The sequence below is a fragment of the Burkholderia pseudomultivorans genome, assembly GCF_001718415.1.
GTDB lineage: Bacteria > Pseudomonadota > Gammaproteobacteria > Burkholderiales > Burkholderiaceae > Burkholderia > Burkholderia pseudomultivorans_A.
In genome coordinates, this window is sequence record NZ_CP013377.1 from 1,073,881 (window position 1) to 1,100,083 (window position 26,203).

The 26,203-nt window shown below is 68.5% G+C and carries 24 protein-coding genes; 11 read left to right on the forward strand and 13 right to left on the reverse strand.

Going from position 1 to position 26,203, the window contains the following annotated elements:
* Nucleotides 1-224: 224 nt before the first annotated feature.
* A complete protein-coding gene (locus tag WS57_RS04540) occupies nt 225-623 on the reverse strand; it encodes a DUF3331 domain-containing protein (protein WP_009690055.1) in 399 nt (132 codons plus the stop codon).
* Nucleotides 624-668: 45 nt separating this feature from the next.
* Nucleotides 669-1,961, reverse strand: coding sequence for an NAD(P)/FAD-dependent oxidoreductase (locus WS57_RS04545; protein WP_009690054.1), 1,293 nt, complete (start codon nt 1,959-1,961; stop codon nt 669-671).
* 149 nt (nt 1,962-2,110) lie between these two features.
* On the opposite strand from WS57_RS04545, the gene WS57_RS04550 reads away from it, so the two are divergent.
* Nucleotides 2,111-2,764 (forward strand): TetR/AcrR family transcriptional regulator, encoded by a 654-nt coding sequence (locus WS57_RS04550; protein WP_009690053.1) that lies wholly within the window; start codon nt 2,111-2,113, stop codon nt 2,762-2,764.
* A 24-nt stretch (nt 2,765-2,788) separates the two neighbouring features.
* Here WS57_RS04550 and WS57_RS04555 read toward each other — a convergent pair whose 3' ends face one another.
* Complete coding sequence (locus WS57_RS04555) at nt 2,789-3,700, reverse strand: LysR family transcriptional regulator (protein WP_069243803.1); 912 nt, start codon at nt 3,698-3,700, stop codon at nt 2,789-2,791.
* 108 nt (nt 3,701-3,808) lie between these two features.
* Here WS57_RS04555 and WS57_RS04560 point away from each other — a divergent pair, with 108 nt between their 5' ends.
* A complete protein-coding gene (locus WS57_RS04560) occupies nt 3,809-4,570 on the forward strand; it encodes an SDR family NAD(P)-dependent oxidoreductase (RefSeq protein WP_059518693.1) in 762 nt (253 codons plus the stop codon).
* Nucleotides 4,571-4,597: 27 nt separating this feature from the next.
* Here the strand turns inward: WS57_RS04560 and soxR are convergent, their stop codons facing one another.
* The gene (soxR, locus tag WS57_RS04565) at nt 4,598-5,077 is read right to left on the reverse strand and encodes a redox-sensitive transcriptional activator SoxR (RefSeq protein WP_009695655.1); all 480 of its coding nucleotides are present in this window, start codon (nt 5,075-5,077) and stop codon (nt 4,598-4,600) included.
* A gap of 79 nt (nt 5,078-5,156) precedes the next feature.
* Here soxR and WS57_RS04570 point away from each other — a divergent pair, with 79 nt between their 5' ends.
* The 4 genes from WS57_RS04570 to WS57_RS04585 all read left to right on the forward strand — a co-directional run bounded on the left by WS57_RS04570 (nt 5,157) and on the right by WS57_RS04585 (nt 12,869).
* A complete protein-coding gene (locus WS57_RS04570) occupies nt 5,157-6,356 on the forward strand; it encodes an efflux RND transporter periplasmic adaptor subunit (protein ID WP_059518649.1) in 1,200 nt (399 codons plus the stop codon).
* A 13-nt stretch (nt 6,357-6,369) separates the two neighbouring features.
* A complete protein-coding gene (locus tag WS57_RS04575) occupies nt 6,370-9,543 on the forward strand; it encodes an efflux RND transporter permease subunit (RefSeq protein WP_059600799.1) in 3,174 nt (1,057 codons plus the stop codon).
* Complete coding sequence (locus tag WS57_RS04580; protein ID WP_059600771.1) at nt 9,540-11,012, forward strand: efflux transporter outer membrane subunit; 1,473 nt, start codon at nt 9,540-9,542, stop codon at nt 11,010-11,012. Before WS57_RS04575 ends, WS57_RS04580 begins: the two co-directional genes overlap by 4 nt.
* Before the next feature lie 342 nt (nt 11,013-11,354).
* Complete coding sequence (locus tag WS57_RS04585) at nt 11,355-12,869, forward strand: purine-cytosine permease family protein (RefSeq protein ID WP_059518644.1); 1,515 nt, start codon at nt 11,355-11,357, stop codon at nt 12,867-12,869.
* 87 nt (nt 12,870-12,956) lie between these two features.
* Here WS57_RS04585 and WS57_RS04590 read toward each other — a convergent pair whose 3' ends face one another.
* The 3 genes from WS57_RS04590 to WS57_RS04595 form a co-directional block, all read right to left on the reverse strand.
* A complete protein-coding gene (locus WS57_RS04590; protein ID WP_009689780.1) occupies nt 12,957-13,715 on the reverse strand; it encodes a glucose 1-dehydrogenase in 759 nt (252 codons plus the stop codon).
* Nucleotides 13,716-13,756: 41 nt separating this feature from the next.
* A complete protein-coding gene (locus WS57_RS37915; protein WP_230945459.1) occupies nt 13,757-13,894 on the reverse strand; it encodes a hypothetical protein in 138 nt (45 codons plus the stop codon).
* Between the two features lie 225 nt (nt 13,895-14,119).
* Nucleotides 14,120-15,037, reverse strand: a complete 918-nt coding sequence (locus WS57_RS04595) for a LysR family transcriptional regulator (protein ID WP_059600772.1) — start codon at nt 15,035-15,037, stop codon at nt 14,120-14,122.
* A gap of 350 nt (nt 15,038-15,387) precedes the next feature.
* Between WS57_RS04595 and WS57_RS04600 the strand changes: the two genes are divergently transcribed.
* The 3 genes from WS57_RS04600 (at nt 15,388) to WS57_RS04610 (ending at nt 18,965) form a co-directional block, all read left to right on the forward strand.
* Nucleotides 15,388-16,731, forward strand: coding sequence for an MFS transporter (locus WS57_RS04600; RefSeq protein WP_409070454.1), 1,344 nt, complete (start codon nt 15,388-15,390; stop codon nt 16,729-16,731).
* A 167-nt stretch (nt 16,732-16,898) separates the two neighbouring features.
* Entirely contained in the window at nt 16,899-18,149 is a 1,251-nt protein-coding gene (locus WS57_RS04605) for an MFS transporter (RefSeq protein ID WP_059518639.1), read from the forward strand.
* Between the two features lie 204 nt (nt 18,150-18,353).
* A complete protein-coding gene (locus WS57_RS04610; protein ID WP_009687876.1) occupies nt 18,354-18,965 on the forward strand; it encodes a cysteine hydrolase family protein in 612 nt (203 codons plus the stop codon).
* Between the two features lie 56 nt (nt 18,966-19,021).
* Here WS57_RS04610 and WS57_RS04615 read toward each other — a convergent pair whose 3' ends face one another.
* The 4 genes from WS57_RS04615 to WS57_RS04625 all read right to left on the reverse strand — a co-directional run bounded on the left by WS57_RS04615 (nt 19,022) and on the right by WS57_RS04625 (nt 22,613).
* On the reverse strand, nt 19,022-20,647 hold the full coding sequence (locus WS57_RS04615) for an amidohydrolase (RefSeq protein ID WP_009687877.1): 1,626 nt from the start codon (nt 20,645-20,647) through the stop codon (nt 19,022-19,024).
* A 116-nt stretch (nt 20,648-20,763) separates the two neighbouring features.
* Complete coding sequence (locus tag WS57_RS36845; RefSeq protein ID WP_009687878.1) at nt 20,764-20,904, reverse strand: hypothetical protein; 141 nt, start codon at nt 20,902-20,904, stop codon at nt 20,764-20,766.
* Between the two features lie 128 nt (nt 20,905-21,032).
* Nucleotides 21,033-21,845 (reverse strand): helix-turn-helix transcriptional regulator, encoded by an 813-nt coding sequence (locus WS57_RS04620; protein WP_009687879.1) that lies wholly within the window; start codon nt 21,843-21,845, stop codon nt 21,033-21,035.
* A gap of 291 nt (nt 21,846-22,136) precedes the next feature.
* Nucleotides 22,137-22,613 carry a nuclear transport factor 2 family protein gene (locus WS57_RS04625; RefSeq protein WP_059518637.1) on the reverse strand — a complete coding sequence of 159 codons (477 nt, stop codon included), beginning with the start codon at nt 22,611-22,613 and terminating at the stop codon, nt 22,137-22,139.
* A gap of 301 nt (nt 22,614-22,914) precedes the next feature.
* Here WS57_RS04625 and WS57_RS04630 point away from each other — a divergent pair, with 301 nt between their 5' ends.
* Nucleotides 22,915-23,301, forward strand: coding sequence for a winged helix-turn-helix transcriptional regulator (locus WS57_RS04630; RefSeq protein WP_009687881.1), 387 nt, complete (start codon nt 22,915-22,917; stop codon nt 23,299-23,301).
* A gap of 155 nt (nt 23,302-23,456) precedes the next feature.
* Here WS57_RS04630 and WS57_RS04635 read toward each other — a convergent pair whose 3' ends face one another.
* Nucleotides 23,457-23,831, reverse strand: coding sequence for a YXWGXW repeat-containing protein (locus WS57_RS04635; protein ID WP_059479992.1), 375 nt, complete (start codon nt 23,829-23,831; stop codon nt 23,457-23,459).
* Nucleotides 23,832-24,422: 591 nt separating this feature from the next.
* On the opposite strand from WS57_RS04635, the gene WS57_RS04640 reads away from it, so the two are divergent.
* Nucleotides 24,423-25,505, forward strand: a complete 1,083-nt coding sequence (locus WS57_RS04640; RefSeq protein WP_059518633.1) for a porin — start codon at nt 24,423-24,425, stop codon at nt 25,503-25,505.
* 187 nt (nt 25,506-25,692) lie between these two features.
* On the opposite strand, the gene WS57_RS04645 is transcribed toward WS57_RS04640, so the two are convergent.
* Entirely contained in the window at nt 25,693-26,091 is a 399-nt protein-coding gene (locus WS57_RS04645) for a GreA/GreB family elongation factor (protein ID WP_009687885.1), read from the reverse strand.
* Nucleotides 26,092-26,203: the final 112 nt, after the last annotated feature.

Here is a 26,203-nt window from a genome sequence, read left to right on the forward strand (position 1 = left end):
TCGATACACTCGTCGACACGAGTCGGCAGGATATGAACGTTATGGGCCACTCGATCGCGGGCGCGGTGACCGCGAATGCGAGATGATGCGGGAAGCCGAAGCCAAAGCAGCGCCGTTGGTTGCCAAGCCGACGCGTGCTGGGAGGAACTGGTCCATCGCGCGGATCGCGTCACGGCCGCCGAGCACGGGCAATCAGGCAATCAGACCTTCAAGGCTTCACGCCTTCACGCCGCTTCCGCGGCGCGCGCCGCGTCGAGGCACGTCGCCAGCACCATCGCAGCCGCATTCCCCGGCGTCGACCCGAGCAGTTGCGGTGCATAGACGCTATCGCCAATCTCGATCGGCTGCCCCGACAGCGCGCAGACCCCACGCCGCCGCGTCGTAAACAACCGCCACTTCTGATACCCGTAATGCCCGGTACACGCATCTCGCCACGAAATCATCGCGGTGTCCGGCGTTGGTCGCTCGAGCACGCTGATCGTCGGCCGGCTCGCCGGATCCCAAGGCGGCAGCCGGTCGCGCGTGATGGTGCGTCGCCGCGGCGCCTGCCAGGACGCGGGTGGCATGTCGAAGCTGCCGATCTCGGCGACGGTTCTGATCCAGGATGCTGCACTGTCGTCCATGTCTGTTTTCCCTCGAAACACTACGCGATGTCGCGGCGCGCGGCATCAGGACAGGCGGATGCGCGGCTGCACGCAGCCGTTGATGCGTTCGGCGATCCACAGCATCGTGGCCTTGCGGAACCCGTGCAGCGCCTGCTGATGCCGCCGGTACAGCATCAGATGACTGAGCTGCGCAAACCGGCCGCGAATGAAGCCGCCGCGAAAGAACCCGAACTGCCCGAGCGTGCCGAACGCGTCGTAGTCGCTCAGCGATACGAGCGCACCGAAGTCGTGGAACGCGAACGCGGGCATCGGCTTGCCGTCGAGCCACGCCGGCAGGTGCTTTGCCAGGTGTTCGGCCTGCTGCGTCGCGACCTGCGCGGTCGGCGGCAGCGGCCGCTCCTGGCCGTCGGGCAGCAGGCTCGCGCAATCGCCGATCGCGAAGATGTGCTCGTCCGCCGTTGTCTGCAGCGTGGGGCCGACGACGATCTGGTTCGCGCGATTCGTGTCGAGGCCGCCGAGCGCCTGCATGAACTCGGGCGCTTTCACGCCGGCCGCCCACACCATCAGGTCCGCTTCGGCGAACGAATCGTCGCCGTAGTGGAAGCCGTTCGGGGCGGCCGACGTCACGCGCGTCGACGTCAGCACCCGAAAGCCGATCCGTTCGAGCTGTTGCTGCGCCGACGCGGAAATCTTCGGCGGAAACGCGGCGAGGATGCGCGGCCCGCTTTCGAGCAGCGTGAGCTGCAGCCGCTCGCGCACCGTTGCATCGCCGTACGCCTGCGCGACTTCCAGCAGCCGGCTCAATTCCGCCGCGAGCTCGACGCCGGTCGCGCCCGCGCCGACGATCGCGACGCGCAGCGCCTCGTCGCGCGCGACGCTGCGAAACACGCGCATCCGCAGCGCCTCGTTGAAGGCCTCGGCCTGCGGCTGGCTGTCGATGAAGTAACAGTGCTCGCGCACGCCCGGCACGCCGAAATCGTTGGCCTGGCTGCCGAGCGCGAGGATCAGCACGTCGTACTCGAGTTCACGCGCTTCGAGCACCAGCGCGCCGTCCTGCGAGCGGATCTCGCCGAGCCGCACGCGCCGGCGTGCGCGATCGAGCCCTTGAAGCTCGCCCGGCTGGTACGTGTAACCGTGCTCGCACGCATGCGCGACGAAGATCACCTGCTGTTGCTGCACGTCGCGCGTGCCGGCCGCGATCGTGTGCAGCATCGGCTTCCACACGTGGGTCGGGCTGCGGTCGACGACGGTGACCTGCGCGCGGCCGGACTTGCCGAGCCGTTCGCCCAGGCGGGTCGCGAGCTGCAATCCTGCGATCCCGCCGCCGACGATGACGATGCGAGTAGGGGTTGTCATGTATAAATCATCACGTGATGAATAAGGTATGATCGTAGCGCTTTCCGGCTCCGGGTGTCAACGGAGTCGAGCGGGCGCCCGTTTCCTTCGATCGCATGAAACGGGGGCAGAACACTCGCGATCGAACCACTCGACAGGAGCAGCAACACGTGGTTGAAGTTACTGAGCGTGCGCCAGCGAAGCGGCGTACGCGCGGGCGGCCGTCGGCGGGCGAGACCGTCGGACCCGACGTGATCTTGCGCAGCGCGCGCCGCACCTTCGCGAAGCGCGGCTACGATGCGACGAGCGTGCGCGAAGTCGCGCGCGAACTGGGCGTCGACGCGGCGCTGATCGCCCATCATTTCGGCTCGAAGGAAACGCTCTGGCTGGCCGTCGTCGAGCAGATCGTCGAACTGGCGGAACCGATGTTCGATGCGTTGCGCGGGTTGCGCACGTCGTCGCTGCCGCATCGCGAGCGCGTGCGGCGTGCGATCGAGCTGTGCGTCGATCACGAGTTCGACGAGCCCGACATGGGCATGTTCTTTTCCACGGCGGCGACCGAGGAGGGCGCGCGGCTCGACCGGCTGCAGGAGCGGCTGGTGCGCCCGTATCACGACGCGATGGTGCCGTTGCTCGACGAGGCGATGCAGGCCGGCGCGATCCGCCGGACCGATCCGAACGTGCTGTTCTTCATGATTGCAAGCGCGATCGGCATGACCGTGTCGTACAGCCACATGATGCTGGAGTACACGTCGCTGCCGACGCGACAGGCCGATTTCAAACGGACCGTGCTCGACGTCGCGCTCAACCAGCTCGGCGATTGAGCGTCACGCGCGCCACGCGCGCGCTCACGTCGCCGCGTTGAGCCCCAGTTCGCGCACCGCGAGCCGCGCGGTGTCGCGCAGTGCATCGACGAGCGGTGACGGCGTGCGATAGGCGAGCGCCAGTTCGTACGCGAGCGGGCACCCGGCACCCTTCAATTCGCAGAACGTAATGCCCCGCGGCTGCATCGGCACGAACAGGCGCGGCATCAGCGCGACGCCGATGCCGCCCGCGACGAGCCCGGCCGTCGTCTGCATCTGACGCGGCTGCTGCACGACGCGCGGCGTGAAGCCGGCCTGCGCGCACGCGGTGACGATCCGCGCGTGCATGCCGGGGCCGTGATGCGCGGCAAACAGCACCCACGGTTCGTCCGCCAGTTCCGCGAGCGCGATGCGCCGGCGGCGCGCCAGCCGGTGCCGGTCGGGCAGCGCGGCAACCATGCGGTCGCGCAGCAGCGGCTCGATGCGCACGTCGCGGGCATCCGCCACCGGCAGCACGACGAGGCCGACATCGGTGCGGTCCTGTCGCAGCGCCAGCACCTGCTCGGCGGTCGTGCCTTCCTCGAGCTGGAAATCGACGTGCGGATGTCGCTCCTGGAACGCGCGCAGGACCAGCGGCAGCAGGGCGTTGACCGTGCTGTCGACGAACCGCAGCCGCAGCGTGCCGCCGAGACCCGCGCCCGCGCGGCGGGCCGCGATCATCGCGCGCTCGGCCTGCTCCAGCGCACGCCGCGCTTCGAGCAGGAACGCGTCGCCGGCCGGCGTGAGCGTCGTGCCGCGGTTGTCCCGGGCGAAGAGCATGACGCCCAGCTCGTCCTCGAGCTTGCGGATCGCCGCGCTGAGCGGCGGCTGCGCCATGTGCAGGCGCTCGGCGGCGCGCCGGAAGCTCAGCGTCTCGGCGACGGCGATGAATTGCCGGAACCGGCGCAGATCGATCATGCGATACCTTCCATGTATCAGTTGATCATCGAATTCGTATTTTATCTATCGCACGGCGTCGACCAGACTTCCGGTGTCATTCATTGTCGACATTCGGGAGGGCAGGTCATGACAGGCAACGAATCGCAGCGCACGGCGCTGGTGACAGGCGGGTCGAGCGGGATCGGTTTCGCGATCGCGCGGCGCTTGATCGACGACGGTTATCGCGTCGCGATCGTGGCGCGCGATGCGCAGCGGCTGGCAGCGTCGGTCGCGCAGCTCGGCGACGCGGCGCGCGGGCATGCGGCGGACCTGAGCGTGCGGCGCGAAGCGGAGGCGGCCGTCGCCGCGATCGTCGCGCGCTGGGCGCGCATCGACGTGCTGGTCAACAACGCGGGGCTGACGCGCCGTGTCGGCGCCGATACGTCGGCCGACGACGCCGAGGCCGCATGGGATGCGGTGATCGACGCGAACCTGAAGAGCGCGTTCGTCACGACGCTGGCCGTGCTGCCGCATCTGGCCACGCACGATGCGCGCATCGTCAACGTCGGCTCGATTGCCGCGCGCGCGGGCAGCCTGCTGCCGGGCGGCCTCGCATATGCGGCGGCGAAGGCCGGCGTCGAGGGGTTCACCGTCGCGCTCGCGCGCGAACTGGGGCCGCGCGGCGTCACGGTCAATACGGTCGCGCCAGGCTATATCGCGGATACGCGCTTTTTCGGCGATGGCGGCGTCGCGTCGGACATCGCGGCGACCATCCGCGAGCAGACGCCGGTCGGCCGGGCCGGGCATCCTGCCGATATCGCGGATGCGGTCGCCTGGCTCGCGAGCCCGCGCGCCGCGTTCGTCACGGGCGCGACGATCGCGGTGAACGGCGGCTGGCGGGTCGGGTAACACGCCAGCCGCCATCGAGAGCACACGTCATTCCAGATCGGTGGGCGGCGGATCGCCAAGCCAGCGCCGCGCGCCGGGCCCGTTGCGGCCCGCGCGGTCCTCGGGGTTGGTCAGCTTGCAGCGTTTCAGCGACAGGCAGCCGCAGCCGATGCATTCGTCGAGGTTGATGTAGAGCCGCTGCAGTTCCTCGATCCGGCTTGCGACGCGCTGCTTCCAGCCGCGCGACAGCCGCTGCCAGTCCTTGTTGGTCGGCGCCGAGTCTTCCGGCAGGCTGACGAGCTGCTCGGCGATCTCGTCGAGCGAATAGCCGATCCGCTGCGCGAACACGATGAACGCGATCAGACGCAGCACCGCGCGCGAATAGTGGCGATGGCTCGACCCGTTCCGATGCGACTTGATGAGTCCGCGCGCCTCGTAGAAGCGCAGCGTCGATGCCGGCACGCCGCTGCGCGCGGCGACTTCACGAATCGACATCAGCGGCCATTGCGGGACTTCCTGGATACCCATGATGCCCTCCGGGAAAGCTTGACTTGAAGTTAACTTCAACTTTTATCCTGCGCGGCAGTTTAACTCGTCGCGAGGCATCATGCTCTCCTTATCCCTACGCAGGACCTCGCCTTTGGGCGCGGCCTGCGCGCTGCTGCTGGCGCTGTCGGGCTGTCACGACGGCAAAGGCGGCGCGCCCGCCCAACCGCTCCCGGAGGTCGGCGTCGCGACTGTCGCGCCGCGCACGATCCGTCTTGCGGACGAATTCAACGGCCGCGTCGAAGCGGTCGACGCAGTCGAGCTGCGGCCGCGCGTGAGCGGCTATCTGCAGCGCGTCGCCTACAAGGAGGGCGATCTCGTCGCGCAGGGCGCGGTGCTGTTCGAGATCGATCCGCGTCCTTACCGGATCGCACTCGACCGCGCGACCGCGCAGCAGCAACGGGCGCGCGCGGCCGCGAGCCTCGCGCAGGTCCAGCTCAAGCGCGTGCAGACGCTGATCGACGCGCATGCGACGTCGCAGGAAGAACTCGACAACGCGCGCGCGACCGCCGAACAGGCGCGCGCGGACCTGCAGGCCGCCGACGCGGCCGTCGCCGATGCGAAGCTCAATCTCGGCTTCACCGAGGTGCGCGCGCCGATCGCCGGGCGCGTCGGCCGCGCAATCGCGACGGTCGGCAACCTCGCGCGCGCGGACGATACGCTGCTGACGACCGTCGTGTCGCAGGATCCCGTCTACGTGTATTTCGACTGCGACGAGCAGAGCTATCTGCGCTACAACGCGCGGCGCGCGGATCCGGCGCATCGTGCGATCGGCGCGGACCCGGTGCGCGTCGGCCTCGCGAACGAAACCGGCTTCCCGCACGCGGGCACGGTCGACTTCCTCGACAACCGGCTCGACCCGCAGACCGGCACGATCCGCGCGCGCGTGCGGCTGCCGAATGCGGACCACACGTTCACGCCGGGGCTCTATGCGCGCGTGCAGCTCGTCAGCGGCCGCGACCAGGATGCACTGCTGGTCGACGACAAGGCCGTGCTGACCGATCAGGACCGCAAGTACGTGTACGTGATCGGCCCCGGCGACAAGGCGCTGCGTCGCGACGTGACGATCGGCCGCGAGCTGGACGGGCAGCGGATCGTCGAGAAGGGGTTGAACGCCGGCGACCGCGTGGTCGTCGACGGCATGCAGCGGATCTACTATCCGGGCGCGCCGGTGAAGCCGAAGCCGCAACCGGCGCGTGCCGACGCGGGCGCGGGGGCCGCACAGGCCGTGGCGGACGCCGGCGCGCCGGCCGCGCAATAACGGGAGGCATGCGATGGATTTCTCCCGATTCTTCATCGATCGACCGATCTTCGCGGTCGTGCTGTCGATCGTGATCTTCGCGATCGGCCTGATCGCGATCCCGATGCTGCCGGCCGGCGAGTATCCGGAAGTCGTGCCGCCGAGCGTCGTCGTGCGGGCGACCTATCCGGGCGCGAACCCGAAGGAGATCGCCGAATCGGTGGCCGAGCCGCTCGAGGAAGCGATCAACGGCGTCGAAGGGATCATGTACATGAAGTCGGTCGCAGGCTCCGACGGCAGCCTGCAGGTCGTCGTCACGTTCCTGCCGGGCGTCGATCCCGACACGGCCGCCGTGCGCGTGCAGAACCGCGTGAGCCAGGCGCTGTCGCGTCTGCCCGACGAGGTGCGGCAATACGGCGTGACCACGCAGAAGCAGTCGCCGACACCGCTGATGTACGTGAGCCTCTATTCGCCGGACAACAGCCGCGATTCGCTGTATCTGCGCAACTATCTGACGCTGCACGTGAAGGACGAGCTGTCGCGGCTCACGGGTATCGGCGACGTCGGCGTGTACGGCTCCGGCGACTATGCGATGCGGCTCTGGCTCGATCCGAACCGCCTCGCGTCGCGCGGGCTGACCGCAAGCGACGTGATCGCGGCCGTGCGCGAGCAGAACGTGCAGGTGTCGGCCGGCCAGCTTGGCGCGGAGCCGTCGCCGAAGGCGAACGACTTCCTCGTGTCGATCAACGTGCGCGGCCGGCTGCGCACCGTGCAGGAGTTCGGCGACATCGTGCTGCGCAACGGCGACGACGGGCAGGTCGTGAAGCTGTCCGACGTCGCGCGCATCGAGCTCGGCGCCGGCGACTACACGCTGCGCTCGTATTTCAACGACCGGCATTCGGCGGTGGTCGGCATCTTCCTGTCGCCGGGCGCGAACGCGCTCGATGTCGCGAAGGCCGTGTACGCGAAGCTCGACGAACTGTCGAAGCGCTTCCCGCCCGGCGTCGCATACCGGCCGGTGTGGGACCCGACCGTGTTCGTGCGCGAATCGATCCGCGCGGTGCAGCACACGCTGATCGAGGCGGTCGTGCTGGTGGTGCTGGTGGTGATCCTGTTCCTGCAGACGTGGCGCGCGTCGATCATTCCGCTCGTCGCGGTGCCGGTGTCGGTGGTCGGCACCTTCGCGTGGCTCTATCTGCTCGGCTATTCGATCAACACGCTGACGCTGTTCGGGCTCGTGCTCGCGATCGGCATCGTCGTCGACGATGCGATCGTCGTGGTCGAGAACGTCGAGCGCAATATCGCGCAGGGGCTGAGCCCGCGCGATGCCGCGCACCAGGCGATGCGCGAGGTGTCGGGGCCGATCGTCGCGATCGCGCTGGTGCTGTGCGCGGTGTTCGTGCCGATGGCTTTCATGTCGGGCGTGACGGGGCAGTTCTACAAGCAGTTCGCGGTGACGATCGCGATCTCGACGGTGATCTCGGCGATCAATTCGCTGACGCTGTCGCCCGCACTTGCCGCGAAGCTGCTGCGTCCGCACGGCGCGCCGAAGGATGCGCTGACGCGCGCGCTGGATCGCGCGTTCGGCTGGCTGTTTCATCCGTTCAACCGCTTCTTCGAACGCGGCTCCGATCGCTATCACGGCGTCGTCGCACGCACGCTGAAGCGGCGCGGCGCGGTGTTCGCCGTCTATGCGGCGTTGCTCGCGGCGACCGCACTGCTGTTCGACGCGGTGCCGGGCGGCTTCATTCCGGTGCAGGACAAGCTGTACCTGTTCGCGGGCGCGAAGCTCCCGGAAGGCGCGTCGCTCGCGCGCACCAGCGCGGTGACCGAGCAGATGACGAAGATCGCGCTCGGCACCGACGGCGTCGAGATGGTGCCGGCGTTTGCCGGGCTCAATGCGCTGCAGGGCGTGAACACGCCGAACATCACGAATTCGTACGTGATCCTGAAGCCGTTCGACCAGCGTCATCGCAGCGCCGCGCAGATCAACGCGGACCTGAACCGGCGCTTCGCGGCGATCGGCGGCGGCATCACCTATGCGCTGATGCCGCCGCCGATCCAGGGCCTCGGCAACGGCTCCGGTTACTCGCTGTATCTCGAGGATCGCGGCGGGCTCGGCTACGGCGCCTTGCAGAACGCGCTCGTCGCTTTCCAGGCCGCGGTCGCCAAGACGCCGGGGATGAGCTATCCGGTCAGCTCGTACCAGGCCAACATCCCGCAGCTCGAGGTGAAGGTCGACCGGCTGAAGGCCAAGGCGCAGGGTGTCGCGCTGACCGATCTGTTCAATACGCTGCAGGTCTATCTCGGCTCGATGTACGTGAACGACTTCAACCTGTTCGGCCGCGTGTATCGCGTGATGGCGCAGGCCGACGCCGGCCATCGCCAGACGGCCGCCGACATCGCGAACCTGCGCACGCGCAACGCGAAGGGCGAGATGGTGCCGATCGGCTCGATGGTGACGGTGGGGCCTGCATACGGCCCCGATCCGGTGGTCCGCTACAACGGCTATCCGGCTGCGGACCTGATCGGCGACGCCGATCCGAAGCTGATGTCGTCGTCGCAGGCGATCGCGAAGCTGCAGCAGATCGCGAAGGACGTGCTGCCGCCGGGCATCACGCTCGAATGGACCGACCTCAGCTATCAGCAGGTCACGCAGAGCAACGCGGCGATCGTCGTGTTCCCGCTGGCGGTGATGCTCGTGTTCCTCGTGCTCGCGTCGCTGTACGAGAGCTGGACGCTGCCGCTCGCGGTGATCCTGATCGTGCCCGTCTGCATGTGCGCGGCGCTGTTCGGCGTGTGGCTGTCCGGCGGCGACAACAACGTGTTCGTGCAGGTCGGTCTCGTCGTGCTGATGGGGCTCGCGTGCAAGAACGCGATCCTGATCGTCGAGTTCGCGCGCGAGCTCGAGATCCAGGGCAAGGGCGTGATCGAGGCCGCGCTCGATGCGTGCCGGCTGCGGTTGCGTCCGATCGTGATGACGTCGGTCGCGTTCATCGCAGGCTCGGTGCCGCTGCTGATCGGCAGCGGCGCGGGTAGCGAAGTGCGTGCGGCGACCGGCGTCACCGTGTTCGCCGGGATGCTCGGCGTCACGCTGTTCGGGCTGTTCCTGACGCCCGTGTTCTATGTAGCGATCCGCAAGCTCGCGGGCGGCACGCCGGCCGTATGGAGCGAACAGCACGGCACGCTGGAAGGAGAAAACCGATGAGCGCCGCTTTCCGTCTTTCCGCGCTCGCGATGTCGGCGATGCTGGCCGCCTGCGCGGTCGGTCCCGACTTCAAGCGGCCCGACACGGTCACGGCCGCGCGTTTCGCGCGCGACGCGCATCCGTCGATGCAGTACGACGCAGCGCCGCCGGACGCGTCGGCCGAGGCCGATGCCGCGTTCTGGCGCGGCTTCGGCGATCCGGCGTTGACGCGGCTGATCGACGCGGCGCTCGCGGCGAACCAGGATCTGCAGGCCGCCGTGTCGCGCTACGACGCATCGAACGCGCTGCTGTCGCAGGCCGCGTTCGACCGCTATCCGACCATCACGGCGAGCGGCCAGATCGGCCATCAGCTGTCGAGCAGGGACCAGGCGTTCGGCGCGCCGCGCAGCGTGCGCGATACGCCGGTCTCCAGCGTCGGGATCAACGCGGCGTGGGAGCTCGACCTGTTCGGCCGCGTGCGGCGCTCGATCGAATCGCAGCGCGCGGAAACGGCCGCGAGCGCCGCGGACGTGCGCGCGGTGCGCGTCGCGATCGCGGCCGAGGTCGCGCGGACCTATGTCGACCTGCGCGGCTCGCAGGAACGGCTGCGGATCGCGCGCGACAACGCCGCGAACCAGCAGCAGACGCTCGCGCTGATCAATGCGCGCGTCGGCGCGGGGCGCGGCTCCGAGCTCGATGCGGCGCGCGCCCGCGCGCAGTACGAAGCGACGACCTCGCGGATCGCCGTCTACGAGGCCGCGATCGGCGTCGACGAGCATCGGCTCGCGGTGCTGACCGGGCAGGCGCCCGATGCGCTGATCGGCCGCTTCGATGCGCCGGCGCCGCTGCCGGCGCTGGCCGCCGACGTCGATCCGGGCACGCCCGGCGAGCTGCTGCGCCGGCGTCCGGATGTCGCGGCGGCCGAGGCGCGGCTGCATGCGGCGACTGCGCGCGTCGGCGTCGCGACGGCCGACTTGTTTCCGCGCTTCACGCTGTCGGGGCTGCTCGGCAGCGCGACGAACAGCTACGGGTTCTTCCGGGCGGGCAGCGATACGAACCTGATCGCGCTCGGCATCGACTGGTCGTTCCTCGATGTCGGCCGCGTGCGCGCCCGGATCGCGGCGAGCGACGCGGAGGCGGCCGGCCAGCTCGCGCAGTACCGGCAGACCGTGCTCGGCGCGCTCGAGGAAACGGAGAACGCACTGCTGCGCGTCGCGCGCACCCGCGACGAGACCGCGCATCTCGTGCAGGCCGCGAGCGACAGCGCGCGCGCCGCGCAGCTTGCGCAGGTGCGCTTCTCGGCCGGGGCGATCGACTACTACGAGGTGCTCGACGCGCAACGCACGCTGCTGCAGGCACAGGACGCGGCAGCCGATGCGCGGATGCGCAGCGCGACGGCGACGGTCGCGCTGTACAAGGCGCTCGCGGGCGGATGGCCGTCGGGTGACGGGCCGGGCGCGTCGGGGCCGCTCGCGGAATCGGCGCGGTAGCGCGGGCGGCGCGGCGCGGCCGGAGGCCGGCCGCGTATGCGTCACACCGTCGGCGCCGGATCGCCGAGATCGAAGCGCGGCGGGCCGTACAACGGGGCCTGATCGCCTGCCGCGCGCCGCCTGCCGCCGCGGCGCGCCGACGTCGCATCGTTCGCGCGGAGGGTGTCGCGTCGGAACCTGTCGCATTCCCGCCGGAAAACATCGCTCTCCATCGTCGTAAACGTCTCAAATGCGCGATATTTGCGCCCCTCGAACTGGTTTAGAGTGGCCGCGAATTGATGACGATGCGTCGTACGGCCGCCGCCTCCCGCCGTGCCGACGCACTAGAGGAGTTGGAGACAAATGGCTGAAGGCAGGATTACGCAAGTCGAGTCGTTCGGTTTCGAGCGCATTCCCGACGCGTCGCGCTATGCGCGGCCGATCGATCTGTTCCGCTTGCTGTTCGGCGGCTGCAACACGTTTTCCACATCGGTGCTCGGCAGCTTCCCCGTGCTGGTCGGGCTGTCGTTCAAGGCGGGCGTCTGCGCGATCGTGCTCGGCGTGCTCGCCGGCACCTGCATCCTCGCGCCGATGAGCCTGTTCGGTCCGCGCAACGGCACGAGCGACCCCGTATCGTCCGGCGCGCACTTCGGGATCCACGGCCGGATCGTCGGCTCGTTCCTTGCGCTGCTCACGTCGATCGCGTTCTTTTCGCTCGCCGTGTGGAGCTCGGGCGACGCGCTCGTCGGCGGCGCGCACAACATGGTCGGCGTGCCCGTCAACGGCTTCACGCTCGGCGCGGCGTACCTGGTGTTCGCGGTGCTGGTGCTGATCGTCTGCATCTACGGCTTTCGCTTCATGCTGTGGGTCAACAAGATCGCAGTGTGGGCCGCGAGCGTGCTGTTCGTCGCCGGGCTGTTCGCGTTCGCGGGGATGTTCGACGCGGGCTATGCGGGCACGCTGCAGCAGGGCAGCGCGGGCTTCTGGGCCGCGTTCGTCGGCGCGGTGCTGGTCGCGCTGAGCAACCCGGTGTCGTTCGCGTCGACGCTCGGCGACTGGGCGCGCTACATCCCGCAGCACACGCCGAAGCATCGCGTGATCGGCGCGGTGTTCGCCGCGCAGGCCGCCACCTTCGTGCCGTTCTTCTTCGGTCTTGCGACCGCGACCATCATCGCGTCGAAGGCGCCGGCGTTCATCGCGTCGAACGACTACGTCGGCGGGCTGCTCGCGATCTCGCCGCGCTGGTTCCTGCTGCCGATGTGCCTGATCGCGATCATCGGCGGGATGTCGACCGGCACGACCGCGCTGTACGGCACCGGCCTCGACGTGTCGAGCATGTTCCCGCGCTTCCTGAATCGTGTGCGCGCGACGCTGCTGATCGGCACGATCGCGATCGCGTTCATCTTCGTCGGCCGCTTCTGGTTCAACCTCGTCGAAAGCGTCGCGACGTTCTCGACGCTGATCGACACGTTCAGCTGCCCGTGGATGGCGATCATGGTGATCGGCTACGTGACGCGCCGCGGCTACTATCTCGCCGACGACCTGCAGGTGTTCAATCGCGGGCTGCGCGGCGGCCACTACTGGTTCACGCACGGCTGGAACCTGCGCGCGATGGGCGCGTGGCTGCCGGCCGCGTTCGTCGGGCTGTCGTTCGTGAACCTGCCGGGCCAGTTCGTCGGGCCGCTCGGCAACCTCGCCGGCGGGCTCGATCTCAGCGTGCCGGTGTCGCTGGTGGTCGGCGGGATGCTGTATTTCGTGCTGCTGACGCTGTATCCGGAACCGGACGGCGTGTACGGCCCGCACGGACGCCGCTTCGTGCGCGGCGGGGCGTCCGCACGCAGCGGCGGCGCGCCGTCGATCCAGCCGAAGGGATACTGAGCGCCGCGTTTCGCGACGCGACGACGCTCGCAGACGCCGCCGCCGCGCGGGACGACCCGCCGGCGTCGTCGTCGTGGCCGGCGCGTGTCAGTGGAACGCGGTGCCGGCGAGCAGGCCGCCGTCGACGATGAATTCCGCGCCGGTGCAATACGCGGACTCGTCGGACGCGAGAAACAGCACGAGGTTCGCCACCTCGTCGGGCTTGCCGATGCGCGCGATCGGCAGGTTGCCGTAGACCGACGACGGATCGAAGTCCGCAAATTCGGGCGGCCGCGCCATTACCGTGTCGATGCCGCCCGGATGCACGGAGTTCACGCGAATGCCGTAACGGCCGAATTCGAGCGCGGCGGCCTTGGTCATCCCGCGCACCGCGAACTTGCTCGACACGTATGCGCTGCCACCCGCGACGCCTTCCATCCCGGCCGTCGACGACACGTTGACGATCGCGCCGCCGCCCGCGTCCTTCAGTGCGGACAGCGCCGACTTCATGCCGAGCCAGCAGCCGATCTGGTTGACTTCGATGACCTTGCGGTAATCGTCGAGCGAACACGCTTCGATCGGGATCAGCTTCAGGATCGCCGCGTTGTTGACGAGGATGTCCAGCCGGCCGAAATGCGCGAGCGTCGCGTGCACGGCGGTCTGCCAGTCGTCCTCGCGCGTGACGTCCAGATGCTGGTAGCGCGCCGCGTCGCCGAGTTCGGTCGCGACACGCCGGCCTGCGTCGTCCAGCACGTCGGCGATCACCACGCGTGCGCCTTCGGCGACGAACCGGCGCGCCTCCGCTTCGCCCTGGCCGCGGGCGCCGCCCGTGATCAGCGCCACCTTGCCTTCGAGTCGTTTCGTCATGCTTTGCTCCTGTGAGTGAGAGGGGACGCCTGCGCGGCCGCTTATGCGGAGGCCGCGGACACGTCGATGATGCGAACCGGATCGGCGCCGTTCCACGCGCGCGCAGCCGCGATGCTGCGCCCGAGGTCGGCGACGACATAGCCCAGCTGGTCGATGGGGCCGGGAAGCGGGTCGTTCATCCTGTCTCCATGGCGGGGCGCACGCACGCGCTGCGCCGTGCGATGCGGCGCGGGAAGCGGTGACGGCCATGATGGCAACAAAGGGCGCGCTGCGTGCCGTCCGAACGGACTAGGACGCGGGCGTCGTGTGGCCACGCGGCGCGGCGCAGGGTCAACGCGCCGTTGTGCGAACGGCGGGGGAGCGGGAAACGGCGGCGCGCCGTCGTAAGCGATGACCGCCGAGCGTCAGCCCGGATTCGAGGCCTTGACCGTCAGCCGGCAGACGGTCGCGAGCGCGAGCAGGTTCGGGTCGCGTTCGCGACGGTGCAGGAAGCTCAGGCCGATCGTCTGGCGGATCGTGTGGCCGGCGAGCGGCACGAGCGCGATCTTGTGCGCGAACAGGTCGCGTACGCGACCGGGCAGCAGCGAATAGCCGACGCCGCCCGACACGAGATTGATCAGCGAGAAGATGTCGCCGACCCGCATCGCGACGTTCGGCGTAATCCCGGCGGCGCGAAACGCTTCGGTGAAGCCTTGATGCGTCGCGAAGCCGTCGCCGAGCGACACGAACGGCTCGTCGCGGCAGGCGCCGAGATCGATCGCATCGCAGCGCGCATACGGCGAATCGATCGGCGCGGCGAAGAACATCTCGTCCTCGAACAGCGCGATCGACTCGATTTCCGCGTCGGGTTCCGGCAGCGCCATCAGCGTCGCATCGATCGCGCCCTGCCTGAGCTTGTCGAGCAGGTCCGCGTTCGAACCGAGCACGAGCTCGGCCTGCAGCTCCGGGCGACGCTCCTTCAGCGCGATCACGACCTCGGGGACGGTGCGGATCGTCAGCGAATAGAGCGAGCCGATCTTCAGCTGGCCCGCGCCGTAGCCGGCCGCCTCGCGCGTCGCGCGAATCCCGTCGGTCATCGTCTTGATCACTTCGCCGGCGACTTCGGCCAGCACCTGCGCGGCTTCGGTCGGGATCAGGTTGCGGCCTTCGTGGCGGAACAGCGCGCAATGCATGCCTTCTTCCAGCGTATGCAGCGCGCGGTGCACGCTGACCGTGCTGACGCCGAGCGCTTCGGCCGCTTTCGCGAGACTGCCGGCTTCCATGAACGCGAGGAGCACCTCGAGCTTGCGGAAGGTGATCTCTTCGTTGATGCGGTTGCGCATGGTCGGGCGGGGAAAGCAGGACGACCGAAAATTCTGCCCGAGAACCGCGACCGTCACAATGCGCGAAAAGCCGGACGAACGGCGCGCGAGACGGCCGTTCGCGCGAACGCGGACGTGACGACTTCGCTCAGAGCCGGTCCGGACATTTAGTCTGCGGCTAATGCTTCGCCGTCCGGCTTAATTGATGCGCATTTTCTGCATGCCTATCATCGGTTCACGTCGGACGCGTGCCGGCAGGCGGGCGGCCGGGTGACGGCGTCCGCTGCGCTGCGCGGGCCGGCGCACACCAACGGGCGGGCCGCGTGCGTCGTGCCGCAGGCATGGCGCGACGCATCGGGCGGCACGGCCCCATGAGACTGCAGGAGACACGCATGCGCGCTGATTCAGGTCGGAACACGCGGCATCGGCAAGTGGTTGCCGCTGTCATCGGCAATACCCTCGAGTGGTACGACTTCATCGTTTACGGGTTCTTCTCCGGCATCATCGCGAGACTGTTCTTTCCGGCCGACAGCCAGTACGCATCGCTGCTGATGTCGCTGGCGACGTTCGGCGTCGGCTTCTTCATGCGTCCGGTCGGCGGCATCCTGCTCGGGCTCTATGCGGACCGCAAGGGCCGCAAGGCCGCGATGCAGCTGATCATCCTGCTGATGACGCTGTCGATCGCGCTGATCACGTTCGCGCCGCCCTATGCGGCGATCGGCCCCGCCGCGCCGATCCTGATCGTGATCGCCCGGCTGCTGCAGGGCTTTGCGACCGGCGGCGAATACGCGAGCGCGACGTCGTTCCTCGTCGAAAGCGCGCCCGCGCACCGGCGCGGCCTGTACGGATCGTGGCAGCTGATCGGCCAGTGTCTCGCGGTGTTCTCGGGCGCGGCGATCGGCGCGTGGGCCACGCAGTCGCTGTCGGCCGGCGCGCTCGACAGCTGGGGCTGGCGCGTGCCGTTCGCGCTCGGGCTGCTGATCGGGCCGGTCGGGCTGTGGATCCGCCGCCATATGGAGGAGACCGACGCGTTCGTCGAAGCCAGCAAGTCGCCGGCCGAGCCGCCGGCCACCGTCGCGCGCGTGCTGCGCGACAACCTGCGCGGCGTGCTGGTGTCGATGGGGCAGACGATCACGGGCACGGCCGTGTTCTACGTGATGCTCGTCAACATGCCGACCTTCGCGAACCGGACCTTCGGGCTGCCGCTCGACCAGGTGTTCGAGGCGCAGATGGCGGCGGTCGCACTGCTGACGCTGACGATCCCGGTGGCGGCGATGGTGTCCGACCGCATCGGCCGCCGGCCCGTGCTGCTCGCCGGCATGCTGGCGCTGCTGACGGTCACTTATCCGCTGTTCTCCTGGCTGGCCGCCGCGCCGAGCGTCGGCCGCCTGCTCGTGATGCAGCTGGTGATCTGCACGATCATCGGCGTGACCTACGGCCCTGCGCCGACCGCGCTCGCCGAGCAGTTCGCGACGCGCACGCGGTCGACCGGCATCGCGCTCGCATACAACATCGCGGTGATGATCTTCGGCGGCTTCGCGCCGTTCATCGTCACGTGGCTGACGCGTGCGAGCGGCTCGCCCGTGGCGCCCGCGTGGTACGTGCTGTTCGCGGCGTCGTTCGGGCTGGCCGCGAGCGTGTTCATGCGCGACGGCGCACCGTGCGTGCTCGCGCGCCGGCAGTTTCGCGGCGAGCCGCTGACCAGTGCCGAATAACGCGACCCGCTCCGCGCCGGGCGGTCGGCCGCGCGGACCGGGCATCGGGGCGGGCCGCAGGGAGACTATCGGTTCGTCCGATGGTTAGCATCGCGGGCGCGGCCTACCGGGGCCGCCGCCCGCTCGTTACGCTGGCGATCGTCCTGACTCCATTCGGAATGGTTGCCATGTCCCGGCTCGACTACACACTGCTCGGCCCCTGCCTGCTCGCCATCGCGATCGACGCGATGGGCTTCGGGCTCGTCTACCCGATGATGTCCGCGATCTTCAGCGATCCGCATGCGGGCATCCTGCCGGCCGACGCCGGCGCGCACGCGCGCAACTTCTATCTCGGTCTCGGCTACGGGATCTATCCGCTCTGCATGTTTTTCGGCTCGTCGCTGATGGGCGAGCTGTCGGACCGCTACGGCCGGCGCAGGATCCTGCTGCTGTGCGTGCTCGGCCTTGCGGCCGGCTACGGGATGATGGCTGCCGGCGCGTGGCACGCGAGCGTCGCGCTGCTGCTCGCGGGGCGCGGCCTCACGGGCCTGATGGCCGGCTGCCAGGGCATCGCGCAGGCGGCCATCACCGACCTCAGCACGCCCGAGAACAAGGCGTACAACATGAGCATCATGTCGCTCGCGTTCAGCGCGGGCGTGATCGTCGGCCCGGTGCTCGGCGGCGTCGCGTCGGACCGGACGATCTCGCCGCTGTTCGACTACGGCACGCCGTTCGTGCTGGTCGCCGCGCTGTCGCTGCTCTGCGGGGGCTGGACCTGGGCGTCGTATCGCGACACGGCCGCGCCGCGCGGCGACACGCGCATCGATCCGCTGCTGCCGCTGCGGATCATCTGGCAGGCCGCGAGCCAGCGCAACGTCGCGTTCCTGTCGGTGGTGTTCTTCCTGATGCAGGTCGGCTACGGGCTCTACCTGCAGACCATCATGCTGCTGCTGCAGGCGAAGTTCGGCTATACGAGCGCGCGGCTCGGGCTGTTCAGCGGCGTGATCGGCATCTGCTTCGTGTTCGGGCTGCTATTCGTCGTGCGGCTGATGCTGCGCGTATGGCGCGTCGTCGACATCGCGAAGACGGGGCTGCTGGTCGCCGGCATCGGCCAGATCCTGTCCGCGCTGTTTCCGCACGAGCCCGTGCTGTGGGCGCTCGCGATGGTCGTCGGCTGCTTCGACATGGTCGCCTATACGACGATGTACACGGCGTTCTCGGACGCCGTCAGCGAGGACCGGCAGGGCTGGGCGCTCGGCGTCGCCGGCTCGGTGATGGCCGTGGCGTGGGTCGTGACGGGCGCGCTGACGAACCTGCTGCCGGTGGTCGGCGAGACCGGCCTGCTGCTGATCGGCGGCGCCGGCTTCGTGCTCAGCTTCCTGATGATGGTCGCGTACGGGCGCACGCGGGGCAGTGCGAGGACGGCTGCGCTGTCGTAGCGCGGTGCGTGCCGTACAGGTTGGCCCGATCCTGTCGGAGCTTGTCCCGCGCGCCGCTGTCGCGCCGCGCCGCGCGGACCGACACTGGCGCCTCGCGGTCGACGCGAGCCGTTCCCGGCGTGAACGGCTCGCGGGCCGCGCCCGGCGGCGCCGGCCCGCGCCGGCTCGCCGCTCCGTACGATGTGCCAACCGAGAGAACGACCCATGCAACATCCGACCATCCGTACCCTGGCCGGCGCAACGGCGCCGACGTCGATCGATGCGGCGCGCACCGCGCTGCTGGTGATCGATTTCCAGAACGAATATTTCAGCGGCCGGCTGCCGATTCCGGACGGCGCACGCGCACTCGGCAATGCGCAGCGCGTGATCGCGTTCGCGGACCGCGCGGGCATTCCGGTATTTCACGTGCAGCATGTCGGCCCGGCCGACGGCCCGCTGTTCGCCGACGGCAGCGACGCGTTCCGGTTCCATGCCGACCTGCAGCCGGCGCCGCATCACACGGTCGTGCAAAAGACCTCGGTCAGCGTGTTTCCGACCACCGACATCGACGCGCGCCTGAAGGCGGCCGGCATCGACACGCTGATCGTCACCGGCCTGATGACGCATGCATGCGTCGCCGGCGCGGCACGCGATGCGGTGCCGCTCGGCTACGCGGTGATCGTCGTCGACGACGCCTGCGCGACGCGCGAGCTCGACGTCGCGGCCGGCGGCACGGTGCCGCACGATGCCCTCCACCGCGCGACGCTGGCCGCGTTGACGGACGTGTTCGGCGACGTGCTGACGACCGAGCAGGTGCTCGCGCTGCACGTCGCCTGACGAACGGCGGCGCCGGCGGCTGGTGCGCTTACGCGGCCGGCCGCTCGGTCAGCCGCTCAATCGGCCCAGCCCGGCGCGGCGTGCACGACCTCGCCGCGGAAGCAGGTTTCGAGCACGCGCGTCTGCGCGAAGGTCTCGACCGGGTGCTGGAACGGATTGCGGTCGAGGATCGCGAAGCTGGCGTCCTTGCCCGCTTCGAGCGAGCCCGTACAGTCGTCGAAACGCAGCGCGTACGCGGTGTTCACCGTGTAGGCTTCGAGCATCGTCAGCAGGTCGAGGCACTCGTGCGGGTTCCACGGCGGGCTGTCCGGCTGGTCGATCAAGCGGTGCGTGACGCCGGTCTGGATGATCTGCATCGGATCCATCGTGCTGACCGACCAGTCCGAACCGGCCGCGAGCATCACGCCTGCATTGCGCATGCTGCGGAACGGATAGTTGCGCGCGGTGCGTTCTTCACCGAGCAGGTCGCGATAGAGCTGCTGCTGTTCGGCGCGTGCGGCGGTCCACAGCGTCTGCACGCTCGCGATCGCGCCGAGCCGGTTGAAGCGGCCCATGTCGGCCGGGTCGACGATCTGCAGGTGCGCGAGCTGCGCGCGCCGGTCGCGCATGCCGTTGCGGCGCTGCACGTGTTCGAGTGCATCGAGCGTCATTCGCACTGCGCGATCGGCGAGCGTATGGAAGTGCAGGTCGAAGCCGGCCGTATCGGCGAGCAGACAGATCTCGTCGAGCGCGTCCTGGCTCCACAGCGCGAGGCCGCAGTCGTCGGTGCCGGCATACGGCTCGAGCAGTGCGGCGGTTTTCGATTCGGGCACGCCGTCGACGAAGATCTTCACGGTATGCAGGCGCAGGTTGTCGCGCTCGTACTCGCGACGCCACGCGACGAAGCGTTCGATCTGCTCGCGCGGATCGCGGCGCGGGTTCGCATAGAGGCCCGCGCTCATGTATGCCTTCAGCTTGCCGGCGCGCTGCGCTTGCGCATACGCCTTCAGCTCGGCTTCCTCGACGCGCGCGTCGAACCAGCCCGTGATGCCGTAGCCGTGCGCCATCGCGTGCGCTTTCGCGAGCGACTTCGGATAGCCGGCCGGGCTCAGTTGCGGAATGATCGGGCACACGCGGTAGAACGCCGCTTCGTGCACGACGCCGTTCGGTGCACCCGACGCATCGCGCTCGTAGACGCCGCCCGCCGGGTCCGGCATGTCTGCCGTGATGCCGGCCGCCTCGAGCCCCTTCGTGTTCAGACAGCCGCTGTGCACGTCGAAGCCGACCACCAGCAGCGGCCGGTCGGGCACGATGCGGTCGAGCAGTTCGCGCGTCGGATACGCGCCGAATGCGGCGAGGTTGGCGCCGCCGAGATACACCCACGACTCGTTCGGCGTCGCGTCGGCGCACGCGCGGATGCGCTGCAGGATCGCGTCCGGATCGTTGATGCCGGACAGGTCGAAGTCGCCGAGGATCTGATGGCCTTCGAGCGGATGCACGTGGCCGTCGATGAGGCCCGGCAGCATCAGCCTGCCGGCCAGGTCGACCGTTCGGGTCGCGGGGCCGGCCAGCGGGCGGATGTCGTCGTCGCGACCGACGGCGACGATCTTGCCGTCCTTCGCGGCGAGCGCCTGGGCGAAGCGGCGCTGCGCGTCGCCCGTGTAAAGCAGGCCGTTCAGATAGACGGTATCGGCGTATTGCATTGTCTCCTCCGGATCGGGGTGGGAGTGCGACGGGTGCACGAAGCCGCCGGACGGCCCGGCAGGCTCGTCCGGTCGCGTGGACCCGGGCGGGTTGGAATGAAATGCGGCGCGTTATGTCACGGCGGGGCCGTGCTGCGGCGAAAGCCGGCCGCAGCCGGCGGTACGGGATGCCGGTCCCGCTGGTCCGTGCCGGTCGGCACCTCGGCGCGCGATGCGTGGCCGGCCGCATGGGCCGGCGTCGATCCGGGGTTCGGCATTCCGTGTCTCCGTGGCGTCCGACAGGTAGGTGTCGTCGGGTGAGCCAGATACTAGGAGCGGGGCGGCCGGCTGTCTGTCATCGTTTTGAGGACAAGCCGCGACAAAGGCGGTAACGGGGAAGGCGGCGTCATGCCCGCTGCGCGGGCGGTTCCTCGTCGGTCACGCACCAGGCGAACAGTCCGGCCCGGTTCGCGACGCCGAGTTTCGCGAGCGCGCGGCCGAGATAGGTGCGCACGCTGCTCGGCTTGAGCGCGAGCGTGTCGGCGATCTGCGGGATCGGGCGACCCTGCAGTACCGCGCGGCACACGAGTCGCTCGCGTTGCGACAGCGCCGCGCCGCTCGCCGACAGCCGCTGCTCGAACCGCTGCAGCAGCGCGTCTTCGTCCGGGCGCGGTGCCAGTCGCGCGAGCCGCGCGTGCTGGATCAGCAGCGGCAGCACGAAATCGCCAAGCTGTCGCAGCAGGTTCAGCTCGGCCAGCGTATAGGACGGCTGGCCGCGCCGGCGAAACAGCGAGAACGCGTAGACATAGTCGCGCTCGCTGCCGAGCAGCGTGCAGTCTTCGCCGAGTTCGCCGAGCGCGAAATAGCGGCCGTATTCGGTGGCCGTGTCGATGTCCTGATTGCACGAGAACACCAGTTGCGAATCGGTCAGGCGTTCGATATGGGGGAGCAGCGTGTCGGAGCGCCAGTCGCCCCGTGCATACAGGTCGAGCGCGTGGCGCGTGCCGTCGGGATCGTCGCCGCCGGCGAAGAACAGCACGTCGACGCCGTCGACCGATTGCGACGTCGCGCCGCGGCGGTAGCGCGTCGCGACGCTGTAATGGGACTGCGGATCGACGGTTTCGCGCAGCCAGGCCCACAGCCGGGCGGGGAACTGCGGGCTGCCGAGGCTGGCGACCAGATCGCCGGCTCGGCTCAGGGAAAGGTGGGCGGGGCTCATCGTCGAGTCATCTGCACGAACGGCCGCCGGCGCCGGTCAGGCTGCGATCCGGCCGCGCGCAGCGGACACGGCGCGCAGTGCGGACACGCGAACCGCATCCGGGGCGGCGGCGAAGCCCCGATTGTAGGGGACTTCGTCGTGGCGGGACAGCGGCGGGCGGTGCGCCGCGCCGAAGCTTTGCGCTGGCGGAATCGGCTGCGGTACGGGGTCGCCGGAGCGGGGGCGTGGCGATGGCGGTTGTCGTTGCCCGGTCGCCGGGCGCGAGTGCGACGCGCGGACGGCCCTGTTGCGTCAGAACATCGTGTTCGCGTTCGCGGCCTGTTCGGGTACCGGCTGGATCACGTCCCAGTGCTCGACGATCCTGCCGTCCTTCACGCGGAAGATGTCGACGACCGCTTCGCCGCGATCGCCCGGATGCTCGGTCGCGTGCACGTGCAGGTAGACGAGGTCGCCTTCGGCCGCGCTGCGCACGACCCGCGCACGCGATTCGGGATTCTTCTTGAACGCGCCGACGAAATACGACACGAACGGCTGCTTGCCGTCGGGCACGTGCGGGTTGTGCTGCCTGTAGTCGTCGGCGACCACGGCCGCGGCTTCGACCGCTTCGTGCTGGTTGAAGAAGCGGTCGTAGAAGGTCAGCACGAGCTGGCGGTTGGCGGCTTCGGCGGCCACGTCGCGCGTGGTCGGGCCGGCGGCCGGCGCGGCGGTCGATGCGGCGAGCAGGACACAGGCGGCAGCGGCGCGAGCGGAAGAGCGGAGCGATGACATGAGGCGTTTTCCTTGCAGGACGAATCGGTGGCCGGCGCGATGCGCGGTTGCGGGTTGATCCACTCGCGACGATCGGCTCGCGACGGAGGCGATCGTGTGCGTGGCGTCGACATGGCGGCGGCCTGGCGCATTCGGCGACGGTGTGCAGATCGTGCCCGCATGCTTCGTTCAACTCGCGAAGTCGTGCGGAGGCGGGCGGCTCGAATGGTACAGTTGCCGCGACCCCGTCACAAGAAGTCATCGCGGTGTGAACAGGTCACACCGCGATGACCGTGGATCGCCCGTGAAAGAGAATCCCGTCATGCCGCTTCCGCCCGCCGACGACTCCGTCGAACTCGATCAGCCGTGTCCGATCCGCGATGTGCTCGACCGCATCGGCGACCAATGGAGCCTGCTCGTGCTCGAAGCGCTGTCCGGCGGAACGATGCGATTCAACGAGCTCGGCCGTGCGATCGGCGATGTGTCGAACCAGATGCTGTCGCGCACGCTCAAGCGGCTCGAGCAGGATGGTTTCGTCAACCGCACGCTGTACGCCGAAGTGCCGCCGCGCGTCGAATACGCGCTGACCGATCTCGGGCGCTCTTTCATGACGCCGATGCAGGCGATGATCCGCTGGGCCGACGAGCATCATCGCGCGATCTGCGCCGCGCGGCGTCATGCGCGAATGCAGGAGGGTGGGGTGAGTTGAGCGGGCGCTCCGCTGGTCGATCGGTATGCAGGCGACATCGAGCCGGTGCGCCGCGCCTGTCCGCGGTGGCGTCGAGCCGGGTTTGTCGTCCGATGCGTCTTGCCGAGTCCGGCGTCCGTTGTCGGTGCGGCGGTGCCGGCCCGCGCGATCGACGTCTATCGCCAGTAGCCGTCGACGTAGACCCACACATGGCCCTGGCGGCGCCAGTAGCCGGGAATCCAGCGATGGCCGGGGCGTCGCGCGACCCAGCGGCCGGGCACCCATATATAGCGGCCGTGCTGCCAGCGCCAGTAACCGTCGGTCCACAGATAGCCATGCGCCCGCGGCGGCGGCGGACGGCGGTCGTGCCGCGGCGGCGGCGGCCCGAAACCGGGGCGGTTCGAATGAGGCGGCTTGCCGGGCTTGCGATGCGGGTCGGGCGGCCGATGGCCCGGCGGCGCGGGCTGGGCGGCGGCCGTGTGCAGCCAGCCGCCGGCGCTGGCGAAGATCGCGGTCGATCCGAGGGCGCGCAACAACGAGCGTCGATTCATTGCATGTCCTGTTCTGATGTCGAGTGACCTTACATTAACCTGCCAGTCCGCCGCTCGGGTTACGCGCCCGGTTAAGGCTGTTACGGCATGTCACGCCAACGACGCCGTGCGGGCCGATTGTTGCGTTTCCCGAGGTCCAGGCGGCGGGCGCGACCGGGGGCCGGAGCAGACGTTTATCGGCCGGCCGACGCGTTTTAGCGGCCGGCGCCCAATATTTGAGATTTGTTTGGGTAAAAATTACCGATTTCGTATGATTTGGCGGGATCCGTCTGTTGTTTCTATGCAACCGTCAAGACGATGACATGAAAGAATGGTCGGATGAACGCTGCCAAAAAGCCCTCGTCAAGAAGTCAAAAAAAGCCGACAAAACAAATACTTATAACGAGGCCCCACTTTCATTATTTCTAGTTCTGGAAAAGCTTATTTCTTTATTTGCGGATCGCTCCCCTAGGGTACACCCCTAAACTCACGGTTCCCAAACGGGCAACTATCCGGGCGCAGCCAGCAGGACCGATGGCGTTCCCGGGCGGTTGAGACCGTTTATGAAACAAGGTCGCGAGACCTGCCTCTTTTTAGAAGGGAGCTCCACGAATGAACAAGACTCTGATCGTTGCAGCAGCTGCAGCATCGTTCGCAACCGTCGCTCACGCGCAAAGCAGCGTCACGCTGTACGGCGTGCTGGACGCAGGCATCACCTACCAAAGCAACGTCGCCAGCAAGTCGCTGTGGTCGATGGGCTCGGGCATCGACCAAAGCCGTTTCGGCCTGCGTGGCTCGGAAGACCTCGGCGGCGGCCTGAAGGCAATCTTCACGTTGGAAAGCGGCTTCAACATCGGTAACGGCCGTCTGGGCAACAACGGCGGCATGTTCAACCGTCAAGCTTTCGTCGGCCTGTCGAGCCAGTACGGCACGGTCACGCTGGGCAAGCAGTATGACGCAACCCAAGACTACCTGGCGCCGCTGACGGCAACGGGTTCGTGGGGCGGCACGTACTTCGCTCACCCGTTCAACAACGACCGTCTGAGCACGAACGGCGACGTCGCGCTGAACAACTCGATCAAGTACACGAGCGCCAACTACGCTGGCCTGCAATTCGGCGGCACGTACTCGTTCTCGAACAACCAGAACTTCGGCAACAACCGTGCATACAGCGGCGGTCTGTCGTACCAGTTCCAGGGCCTGAAGCTGGGTGCAGCGTACTCGCAAGCTAACCTGGGCGACGGTACCAACGCCAACGGCGCGACGAACATCGCTGCACAAGGCCGCGTCCGTACGTACGGTGCTGCTGCTGGTTACGCATTCGGCCCGGCACAAGTCGGTGCTGCATGGACGCAATCGCGTATCGACAACCGTGCTGCAGGCGCTCCGACGGTGCGTGCTGACAACTACGAAGTCAACGCAAAGTACAACCTGACGCCGGCTCTCGGCCTGGGCGCAGCTTACACGTACACGAACGCGAAGGTTAACGGTGGCAGCTCGCACTGGAACCAGTTCGGCCTGCAAGCTGACTACGCGCTGTCGAAGCGCACCGACGTGTACGCACAAGCTGTGTACCAGCGCGGCGCGAAGAACAACGCGTTCGGCACGTCGATCTACAACGGCGACCTGTCGACCGAGCCGAGCTCGTCGATCAACCAAACCGCAGCAACGGTTGGTCTGCGTCACCGCTTCTAAGCGTGACGGCGGGGCAACCCGCTTCGCAGCTCAAAAAGGCGCCTTCGGGCGCCTTTTTTTTCGCCTGCCGGATGCGACGGGCCTGGATCCTGCGGACGGTCGCGCCGCCCGGGGCGCAAAAAAGCGAGGCCTTTGCCTCGCTTTTCGTTTGACGGCCCGGAGTGGCGCGATGCGGGCCGCGGCGCCGTCAGCGCGTGTATTCGCCGTTCGCTTCCGGCTGGAACACGATTTCCGCAACCTTCATTAGCTTTTCCGCGCCGCTCGGCTGCGTCACCTTCACCAGCTGGCCGCGCTGCGTGCCCAGCAGCGCCATCCCGACCGGCGAGAAGACGTTCAGGCGCCCCAGTTCGAGATTGGCGGCGTCCGGATAAACAATCGTCCAGGTCGCCTGTTCCTGGGTCGTTTCATCGAGCAGCGTGATCTGCGAGTTCATCGTGACGACGTTCGCCTTGATCGCGTCCGGTCGAACGATGTCGGCGCGCTCGAGCAGCGTGTCGAGCATCGTCTGGAAGCGCGGGTTGTGTTCGGCGTGCTTTTCGAGACGAGCGACGTCGAGTTCGGTCAGCTGGTAAAGACGTTGTTTCATGGCAGTTCTCCAAATGATCGGCAGGGGCAGGCGTGACGTGCCTATGGGATCGCCCGGAGCCTGTCTGACCGGCTCCGGGTGGAGACCGCGTGGTCAGATCAGGCGCCGGGCA

Coding starts and splice junctions, on each gene's coding strand:
- soxR (WP_009695655.1), bottom strand. CDS start 5,077: ATGGGTATCCAGGAAGTCCCGCAATGGCCGCTGATGTCGATTCGTGAA.
- WS57_RS36845 (WP_009687878.1), bottom strand. CDS start 20,904: ATGCCGAACCCCGGATCGACGCCGGCCCATGCGGCCGGCCACGCATCG.
- WS57_RS04610 (WP_009687876.1), top strand. CDS start 18,354: ATGCAACATCCGACCATCCGTACCCTGGCCGGCGCAACGGCGCCGACG.
- WS57_RS04560 (WP_059518693.1), top strand. CDS start 3,809: ATGACAGGCAACGAATCGCAGCGCACGGCGCTGGTGACAGGCGGGTCG.
- WS57_RS04590 (WP_009689780.1), bottom strand. CDS start 13,715: ATGACGAAACGACTCGAAGGCAAGGTGGCGCTGATCACGGGCGGCGCC.
- WS57_RS04545 (WP_009690054.1), bottom strand. CDS start 1,961: ATGACAACCCCTACTCGCATCGTCATCGTCGGCGGCGGGATCGCAGGA.
- WS57_RS04615 (WP_009687877.1), bottom strand. CDS start 20,647: ATGCAATACGCCGATACCGTCTATCTGAACGGCCTGCTTTACACGGGC.
- WS57_RS04620 (WP_009687879.1), bottom strand. CDS start 21,845: ATGAGCCCCGCCCACCTTTCCCTGAGCCGAGCCGGCGATCTGGTCGCC.
- WS57_RS04635 (WP_059479992.1), bottom strand. CDS start 23,831: ATGAATCGACGCTCGTTGTTGCGCGCCCTCGGATCGACCGCGATCTTC.
- WS57_RS04540 (WP_009690055.1), bottom strand. CDS start 623: ATGGACGACAGTGCAGCATCCTGGATCAGAACCGTCGCCGAGATCGGC.
- WS57_RS04585 (WP_059518644.1), top strand. CDS start 11,355: ATGGCTGAAGGCAGGATTACGCAAGTCGAGTCGTTCGGTTTCGAGCGC.
- WS57_RS04645 (WP_009687885.1), bottom strand. CDS start 26,091: ATGAAACAACGTCTTTACCAGCTGACCGAACTCGACGTCGCTCGTCTC.
- WS57_RS04595 (WP_059600772.1), bottom strand. CDS start 15,037: ATGCGCAACCGCATCAACGAAGAGATCACCTTCCGCAAGCTCGAGGTG.
- WS57_RS04640 (WP_059518633.1), top strand. CDS start 24,423: ATGAACAAGACTCTGATCGTTGCAGCAGCTGCAGCATCGTTCGCAACC.
- WS57_RS04630 (WP_009687881.1), top strand. CDS start 22,915: ATGCCGCTTCCGCCCGCCGACGACTCCGTCGAACTCGATCAGCCGTGT.
- WS57_RS04625 (WP_059518637.1), bottom strand. CDS start 22,613: ATGTCATCGCTCCGCTCTTCCGCTCGCGCCGCTGCCGCCTGTGTCCTG.
- WS57_RS04575 (WP_059600799.1), top strand. CDS start 6,370: ATGGATTTCTCCCGATTCTTCATCGATCGACCGATCTTCGCGGTCGTG.
- WS57_RS04570 (WP_059518649.1), top strand. CDS start 5,157: ATGCTCTCCTTATCCCTACGCAGGACCTCGCCTTTGGGCGCGGCCTGC.
- WS57_RS37915 (WP_230945459.1), bottom strand. CDS start 13,894: ATGAACGACCCGCTTCCCGGCCCCATCGACCAGCTGGGCTATGTCGTC.
- WS57_RS04605 (WP_059518639.1), top strand. CDS start 16,899: ATGTCCCGGCTCGACTACACACTGCTCGGCCCCTGCCTGCTCGCCATC.
- WS57_RS04600 (WP_409070454.1), top strand. CDS start 15,388: ATGAGACTGCAGGAGACACGCATGCGCGCTGATTCAGGTCGGAACACG.
- WS57_RS04580 (WP_059600771.1), top strand. CDS start 9,540: ATGAGCGCCGCTTTCCGTCTTTCCGCGCTCGCGATGTCGGCGATGCTG.
- WS57_RS04555 (WP_069243803.1), bottom strand. CDS start 3,700: ATGATCGATCTGCGCCGGTTCCGGCAATTCATCGCCGTCGCCGAGACG.